The 8,625-nt window shown below is 47.1% G+C and carries 6 protein-coding genes; all 6 read right to left on the bottom strand.

Features of this window, described 5'->3' with window-relative positions:
• Positions 1–48: 48 nt before the first annotated feature.
• The 6 genes from OCT63_RS01465 to OCT63_RS01490 all read right to left on the bottom strand — a co-directional run bounded on the left by OCT63_RS01465 (position 49) and on the right by OCT63_RS01490 (position 8,596).
• Complete coding sequence (locus OCT63_RS01465) at positions 49–987, bottom strand: glycoside hydrolase family 43 protein (RefSeq protein WP_137025785.1); 939 nt, start codon at positions 985–987, stop codon at positions 49–51.
• Between the two features lie 9 nt (positions 988–996).
• Entirely contained in the window at positions 997–2,391 is a 1,395-nt protein-coding gene (locus OCT63_RS01470; protein ID WP_017057738.1) for an MFS transporter, read from the bottom strand.
• Positions 2,392–2,740: 349 nt separating this feature from the next.
• The gene (locus OCT63_RS01475) at positions 2,741–5,191 is read right to left on the bottom strand and encodes a family 20 glycosylhydrolase (RefSeq protein WP_269983057.1); all 2,451 of its coding nucleotides are present in this window, start codon (positions 5,189–5,191) and stop codon (positions 2,741–2,743) included.
• 142 nt (positions 5,192–5,333) lie between these two features.
• Positions 5,334–5,963, bottom strand: a complete 630-nt coding sequence (locus OCT63_RS01480) for a bifunctional 4-hydroxy-2-oxoglutarate aldolase/2-dehydro-3-deoxy-phosphogluconate aldolase (RefSeq protein WP_161679557.1) — start codon at positions 5,961–5,963, stop codon at positions 5,334–5,336.
• A 20-nt stretch (positions 5,964–5,983) separates the two neighbouring features.
• Complete coding sequence (locus OCT63_RS01485) at positions 5,984–6,952, bottom strand: sugar kinase (protein WP_269983058.1); 969 nt, start codon at positions 6,950–6,952, stop codon at positions 5,984–5,986.
• A 129-nt stretch (positions 6,953–7,081) separates the two neighbouring features.
• Complete coding sequence (locus OCT63_RS01490; protein WP_269983059.1) at positions 7,082–8,596, bottom strand: sodium:solute symporter family protein; 1,515 nt, start codon at positions 8,594–8,596, stop codon at positions 7,082–7,084.
• Positions 8,597–8,625: the final 29 nt, after the last annotated feature.

Below are 8,625 nucleotides of genomic sequence, written 5' to 3' on the forward strand. Positions count from 1 at the left end.
CTTGCAAAAACACAGTACCTGCAAGTTGCAGGTACTGAGATAACTGGATTAAATCGCTTCACCAAAAATAGGAAAGCCGTCTTTCCAAATGAGGCGTTTAATGCGTGTGTGGCGATTTGGGTCCCAAAGCGGGTCACCTTCAATTTCGGTATAATCGCGTGCGTGATACACCAACAGATCATGGCCTTGTTCATCGACCGTAAAACTATTGTGGCCAGGCCCGTAGATCTTTTTCTCCCAATTAGTTTTAAACACTGGCTGCTTCGATTTCACCCAGCTTTTTGGGTCAAGCAAGTCACTGTTTTCATCCGCGTACAGCAGCCCCATACAGTAATTTTCGTCGGTCGCGCTGGCGGAGTAAGTCATCCAGAACTTTCCGTGACGATGGATAACCGACGGTCCTTCATTGACCCAAAAACCAATTTTTTCCCACTCAAACTCTGGAAGGGTCAAACATCGGGGAGCAGTACGTAGCTTGGTCGGTGTTTCTAACTCCGATATATAAATATTGGAGTTACCGCCGATGTTGTTGTCTTTTTGCGCCCAAACATAGTAGTTAACTCCGTTGTGACTGAAAGACGTCGCATCCAGACAGAACGTGTCTATGCCAGTATCGACTTTCCCTTCGAACGTCCATTCTGATGTGATCGGGTTTGGATTCGAATTGGAAATCGCATACATACGGTGCTGGAACAACCCATCGATGATTTCTCGTGATGGCGCGGCGGCAAAGTAGACGTACCAAGCGTTATCGATAAAGTGAAGCTCTGGTGCCCAGATTAAATCACTGTATGGGCCTGTATCTGGTTTGTACCATGCATTGACGAGTTCGCTGGTGGTGTCGAGTTCAGAGATACTCTTTGCTCGACGAATCTCTATGCGATCATATTCCGGTACCGAAGCGGTAAAATAGTAATAGCCGTCCGAGTGTTTGAAGATGTGTGGATCAGCACGCTGCTCTATAATAGGATTTACGAATTCAGTCATACTCTCGCCTTAATTTTCGAAACTTGTTTGAGGTTTTGAAGGTTGAACTTCACTTAGGTTTTTCTTTCCGCCTTGGATGTTGGCGGCCGTCATCGATTGGTAGTACTTATCAGTCACTTTGTATTTAGACATCAGTGAGCCCATTAGGAAGTGGAAAAAGCCTGGGATAACCGTCAACATCAGTGCGATACCGGTAAGGGCGTAGTCTGATTGCGCTTCGTTTGGCACGTAATTGAAATAGGTTAGTAGCCAACCGACCACCGCACCGCCGATCCCCATACCTAGCTTTTGGCTAAAGGAGATACCGCCAAACGCTAGGCCAGAAACGCGTTGACCTGTTTTGTATGCGCCGTAGTCAACGGCTTCGGCAATCGCAGACCAGAATACAGGTGCATGCAAATCTACGACGAAAGAAACTAAGAAATACAACACGAAAGCCAAAGCCAAATCTTCACGACCAACAAATACGTAGAGCATCAAGCTTAATAACAGTACCGATACTTGGCTGTAACGGAACAGTTTAATTTTGCAGTACTTTTTAGTGATCCAAGTTGACGCAACCATCGCCAGAATCGCCGCACCGACACCCGTTGCAAGGAAGGCTGAGATAGTACCCGCGTCACCACTGAGGTAGTACTTGGCATAATACGCGGCAACTGACCCACGAATCACGTAGCCGATAGTACCTGTCACACATACCGCACACAGCACTAACCATTGGTCGTTTCTCATCAGCAATTTAACTTGGTCTTTGAATGACTTTTTGTCGACCACGTGTTCAATACGCTCTTTGGTGGTCGCGAAACAAAACAAGAACAGCAACGTGCCCATCAATCCCATCAAACCCATCGAATATTGGTAACCCAATTGGATGTTATCTTGGCCCCAAGCGGTTGATAACTGCGGAACGATAATGGTGACAAGAAAAGCCGCGATCTTAGCGAAGAACAAACGGTAACCGTTCGCAGACAAGCGCTCTTTCGGATCGTCGGTCATCACACTGATCAAAGAGATGTATGGAATGGTCACTGCCGTAAACATGACAGTGATCAAGATATATGTCGCGTAAGCGTAAACCAGCTTAGTGTTGTAATCACCGTCTGGTGTGCTGAAAGCTAAGTAGACCGAGACACCAAAAGGAATCGCAAGAAAGAGTAGGTATTGACGGTAACGACCCCAGCGAGAGGTAAACTTATCGGTAATCATGCCCATCAACGGGTCGGTCACCGCATCGATTAATCGGACCACAATGAATAACATCGCTAAGTCTTCGGGTTTGATACCAAAAATATCCGTATAGAAGAATGTAATGATTAACATCATCGATGAAATCACCACATTGACAGCCATATCTCCGGCGCCAAATCCGACTTTTTCAAGGACAGGTAATTTGTACTTATACATAGGGACTATTCCTTTTTCAGATTAGGCCCAGATATTACTCATAAATTATTTGTGGGGATGTAACCTACCTTAAATATAAGAATAGACAGCCATTTTGTTCATTATTTCAGCTAATTTGTTTATGCTAGGTTGGATAAAACAAGCTCATATTCTTTACTCTTTAAGGCGTGTCTCAGTTTAATATCTGGTAACGACTCCAAAATATTGAGACAAATTAATCACTATTCCCCACAGAGGGCGGTTTTGAATCTCTTATTGTCGTGTGACTTATTCGCTATTCAGCTTTTATCTGCTTATCTATTTAGCGGTTAGCTAGTCGACTAGCAGGTTATTCACTCAGTGGCTTCAACTATTCAGCCAGCCCCTTTAACAGTAGCTCTGTGGGGCGAACAATCGCGATGATCGATTCATCGTAGATTTTCGCTGAATCAGACAGTATCGCTTGGTAGGCATTCACGCCTGCTGCTCTAACTTTTTCACCTGCTTGCGCTTTAGCAATCAAGGTGAGCGCCAAGTCTGCGACTTCCGCCGTTTTCTCTGCGACAATCACAGTTTCTACTGAGGACACATTGCCAGCGAAGACAGTTTTAGCAGCGAGTGCAGCCGCTTTTGCTTGTTGATAATGCTCTGCAAGTTGCTCAAGCGCTTGTTGATTGCCCGTCGCAACGTCGTTGACCAAATCTTGCATCTCATACACGGCGTAGCTTTCGACTGGCAGCGCATCAACAAAGCGGTTTAAGCGCTCGTATTGGCTGTATAAAGTACCCTTGGGTTCAGTAGAGTTCCACTTCTCCCAGTTACGCGCATAGTACTGTGCTGGCTCGGTGTACTTGGCAAGCACTTGCAGGTCGTGAATATCTTGACCTTTCGCAATGCGTTTTAACAATATATCAGCATCCGCATGGTGACGCAGGCCAACCGAGACTTCAGACCATGTATCCATCGCTTTCATACGCTTATACATGCTGCGCTCGTCGGTCAATGCGGCATCAGACCAGAAGCGCTCTGCTATTGCATAGCTACGTGGCCATAAGTAGTTTTCGACCGTGAGGCTGTCTTTGTTCTCTAGCCACATGGTGATCTCGCCGCCTAAGATGAGCTCTTTTTCTTTGTCGGTTAACTCCGCAGGGTAACCACCGTTTGGCTCAAGAATCACACTGCCTTCTACATCGCTGCTCGCAATCACTTCGCCTGTGGTTGGCCAGCGCACGTTACCAATTAACTGATAGCTGCCTTCCGCAAACCCATTTGGATTGAGGTTCAGGTTGAACTCGGTGTACGACATGAAGTTATCGAAGTGGCCAACAAAGGTTTTACCCGGCACATAATCAAGGATGTAAATCTCTTCACGAGACTTGCCGTTGTAATCACTGAACGCGCGGAAAGTACCGTCTTTCGCTTCAATGATAGTCAGTGTTCCCTTACGTGGGCTCCCTTTAGAGCGAGGCTTTTGCCATTGGTAAGTCACAAACTTCTCGCCGCTGTGCAGCTTATCGTCAACCGTGATGCCACTTGGCATTGGGTCATTACGATAGTGGTAACTGGTTGGTTGAGGTTGGTCTAGGTAGTAACCGGTAGACAAAATACCTGGATAGCCCTCTTTCGCCGCACGACCAATGCTGTCGTGCCCTTGCCAGCTTTGAATCACGATAGAAGTTGGCAGATCTTTATGCCAAATCTCATCCCAACCCGTCATCTTCTTGCCGCGCTCTTCGAGCATCTTTTCAACTTTTACGTTGAGGTAAGACTGCAAGCCACGCTCGCCATCGATATTGTTCTCTTCGATGAACTGTTGGTGCTTTTCGCTGTTTTTCCACTGCGCATAGTTCGGCTCATCGCCACCAATGTGGAAGTATTCATCAGGGAACAGTTCTGTCACTTCATCAAATACGTCGCCCAGCATTTCATAGAGCTCAGGGTTTAGTGGGTCCATCAATGGCTCAAATACGCCCCAGCCACGTTCTTGTTCATAGCTTTGACCTTCACCACCCGACATCAAGCGTGGGTAAGCATGCGCTACAGCAGAAGAGTGACCCGGCAGCGACACTTCAGGAATCACACGAATACCAAGGTTACGGGCGTATTCAACTAAGTAACGGACTTGGTCTTTGGTGTAGTAATTACCATCAGCGGTTTCAGACCACAGACGCGGCCATGATTCGGTTTGAATGCGAATGCCTTGATCGTCCCAGAAGTGCCAATGGAACACGTTCATCTTCGCCGACGCCATCGCATCTAGCTGACGAATCAACACATCGAATTCAATAAAGTGACGCGAGGTATCATAAGATACTCCACGCCAACGAAAGCGAGGCTCATCAACAATGGTTACGGCAGGAATATGATAGCCAGTCGCTGTCGCTTCAACGAGCTGTAAAAGGGTTTCGATGCCGTGGATAGCGCCATAAGGGCTTGGTGCACTCAGCGTGATTTGTTCACCCTGAGTCGTAATCTTGTAGGACTCTACAGAGTCGATATTTTGTATTTCAGACTTTGGTGCTGCGTCGATATCTATGATCAGGTTCGCTTGGTCTGCACTATCAACCTGCCAATTTAAAATCGGCACACCCGTCTGACGCTCAAGGCGATCAATAAAGCGTTTCGCCGTGTATTCAACGCGATCAGAGTTAAAGCCTTTGATGTAAACCTTGAAGTTACCATCGACCTTAACTTGTCCAGCTTGAAGCTCAACTGTCTGTGGATACGGCATTAAATTTAGATCGGTATTCGGAGCCATTGCTAACGTCATTGGGGACACTACTGAACCTGAAATCAATAGAGACAATATAGTTTTTTTCATTATTAGTTTTCCTATATAAAGGGGGTTCTGTTTTGTTTATCGGAGGCGATTCACAAAACAGAACCTTCAGCCACTGCTGTTGTTTATCGTGAGCTCAAAGCCTATCGCCTGTTAACAAACGAATGAGCTCACAAACTTATGACTAGCTAACCAATTCAACCGCTTCACGAACCAACACCGCGATCTCGTCCCACTGTTCGTTCTCGATCATCTTCGGCGATACCATCCAAGTACCACCACAACAGACCACGCGATCCACTGCTAGGTAGTCATTCACGTTGTGCTTGCCGATACCGCCAGTAGGCATTAGCGACACATCAACGTAAGGCGCTAGCAAAGATTTCACCATGTTGATGCCACCAGACGCTTCGGCAGGGAAGAACTTCAAGAAATTAAGGCCAAGCTCTAGCGCTTGCTCTACTTGGCTTGGGTTGTTGACGCCCGGAACGATTGGCATGCCGATTTCTTGGCAACGTTTTACGGTGTTTGGGTTCAGGCCCGGAGCTACGATGAATTCGCTGCCCGACTCTTTCGCAAGGTCGATCTGCGCTGGCGTTAATACTGTGCCAGCACCGATACACATCTCTGGGTACGCATCGCGCATCGCACGAATCGCATCTGCTGCCGCTTCAGTACGGAATGTTACTTCAGCAACTGGTAGGCCGTTTTCTACCAACACTTTTGCCAGTGGAATCGCGTGTTCAACCTTGTTGATTTGGATAACAGGGATAACTTTGAATTGCTTAAGTTTGTTGATCATTTCTTGAGACATAATAATTCCGCTTTGTTTTTCTATTTTTTAATTAAGTGATTCATGGCGCTTATCGGGATGATCGCGCCTGAGTATTGAATAACGGTAGAAGCCAGTTGGTGACCTAGTTCAGCTGAATCGGGGGCGCTCTCACCAGTAAGGCGCGCCGCCAGATAACCCGCCGCAAAGGAGTCACCCGCAGCGCAGGTGTCGACTACGTTAGAAACACGAGTCGCGGATACATAGCTCTCAACAACATCGCCTTGTTCAACTTGAACAATCTTGCATGGCTCACAGCCACGTTTGATGACGATCTCTTGGCAACCCAAACGAAGGCAGCGTTGTTGAACACTCTCGGAGTTACCCCATACAAGCAGGTCGTCGTCTTCGGTGATCAATGCGATATCGACCAATGGCAGTAACTTGGCGTACCAATGTTGAGCTTGTTCAGTGCTCCAAAGTTGCGGGCGATAGTTATTATCAAAAATCACCTTACCGCCTTGGTTTGAGAACACGCTAATGGCTTTGAATAGGCGCTCACGAGAGGCATCATCCAAGATCGCGATACTGATACCGCTGATGTAAATCGCATCGACCTGTTTCTCTGTTAGCGCGATTTCAAGCTTGTTTAGGTTGTCAGCTTGCTTGTTTAAGTTATCGATTTGAAAGTAGAATTTTACTGCCGCGTCGTTACGCCAGTAATGAAAGTGTCGCTCGCCTGTCTCGTCGGTTTCGACCATGTACAAGCCGGGCAACTTGTTTGGGATGCGTTCGACGAAGTTGGTTTGAATACCTTCTAACTGCCAGTTATCAACCATGTTCTGAGACAGTTCATCGCTACCAAGCCCTGTCGCGTAGTGCACAGAGAGGTTTTGATGCTGAGTTAAGCGAGAAAGGTAAAGGGCGGTATTAAGCGTGTCACCGCCAAACTTTTTGGTTAATGGGGAGCCGCTGATTTCGACCATACATTCGCCAAAGAAAGCAATATTGAAATGAGAAGATGCAGGCATAGCCGATCCTAAAATAGAGAGATAAATGGGGAAGAAAGCCCTGCCGCTAAGCAGAGCCTGAGCTAGCTAAATCACTCCACAGTTTGTCGTACTAATTTTGTTGTACTCACTCGCTGTGGAGCGTTGAGATTAGCTTGTTTGATTTACAGGACGTTGAGGTGCCGCTTCTTCTTCAAGTACGCCAGTCTCAGACATTTCCATCTCCATCAGAGCACGCTCGTCATCAAGAATCGCTTTTGCCATTTCAGGTGTTACTTGGTTAGCCGGAGTACATAGGCTGACAGCCACACCTGCCGTTAGAGCAAACAAACATGAAGGAATCACAGGGTTGCCCCAGAAGGCTGTGTAATCAGCGTTTAGCATGACTATGAATGAAGCCACAGAAGCACCCGCTAGTGTTGCCAGCGCACCTTGCCAGTTATAGCGTTTCCAGAATTTACCCAACATACCGCACACAAACATGCCCGACATAACGGTTGAAATCATCTTAGTGATGTAGCCAATGATATCGTTTGACGTTAGCGCGAACAGTAGTGCGAAACCAATCACCACAATCAGAGCCAAGCGAGAGTAGTTCAGCATTGATTCTTTATTTGGTACGCGGCCTGTGAACATCACGTACACGTCACGCAGTAGGATAGACACACCAGCAATCGCATCTGAGCTTGCACTCGACATCGTTGCAGATAGGCCCGCGATAAGAACAATCATACCTACGCCAACTGGAAGAACCGTTGCTGCTACGTAAGGGAACGAGTAGTTCGGGTTATCCAATGATGGGTCGATGGCGTGTGCAGCCATACCAATGATTGCAGGGATAATTGAGAAGAAAAGATACAACACACCCGAGGCCACAAATGAGCGACGGATAGTTGAAACATCTTTACCAGAGTAGATACGTTGGCGGAATGAAGGCGTCGCCAGTACACCCACACCGATAACCACAGACAAAGAAACAGCAGGCAGAATGCCCAGTTTATCGATTGCTAAAAAGCTGGTAGCAGCAGGGTCCATCGCAGCATAAAGGTTGTCCATGCCACCAATGTGATCAACAGACATAACCGCCATTAGGATGAAGCCAGCAAAAAGGATGATTGCTTGAATGGTATCGGTCCATACAACCGCAGTGTAGCCACCGATAACAACGTAGATTGTGAAAGCTGCAGCAATAATGATTTTCGCAAGGTTAAGGTCGATGTCTGCAATCCACGCTAGGTACATGCCGCCACCTAGAATGTGCGCACCTAACCAACCGATTGATGCGATAAAGATAAGTAGACCAACCACGTTTTTCACGGTTCGGTTGGCGCCTACGTAGTAAGCCAGCTCTTCACTCATGGTCATGAAGTTCAGTTTACGAACCGGAGCAAACCAAAGGGCAAGTAATAGGATGCCCACAGCACCACCAATTCCGTACAGAGCACCCGCCCAGCCATTTGCGTAGCCGAAGCCAACCGCCCCCATACTTGAACCGGTGCCGACCATCGTCGCGACGGTTGTACCCAGTACTAAGAATAATGGCAGGCCACGGCCACCTAATAAGAAATCTTCGCCAGATTTTTGATTACGCGAGACAAACCAGCCTAACCAGATTAAGAATAATACGTACACGCCGAAGCCTGTAAGAAAAAGTGTGCTGTTCATTTGACACCTCTCAGTGAAATATTAAGTTC

It is taken from the genome of Vibrio sp. RW (assembly GCF_027587105.1).
In the GTDB taxonomy this organism is placed as follows: domain Bacteria; phylum Pseudomonadota; class Gammaproteobacteria; order Enterobacterales; family Vibrionaceae; genus Vibrio; species Vibrio toranzoniae.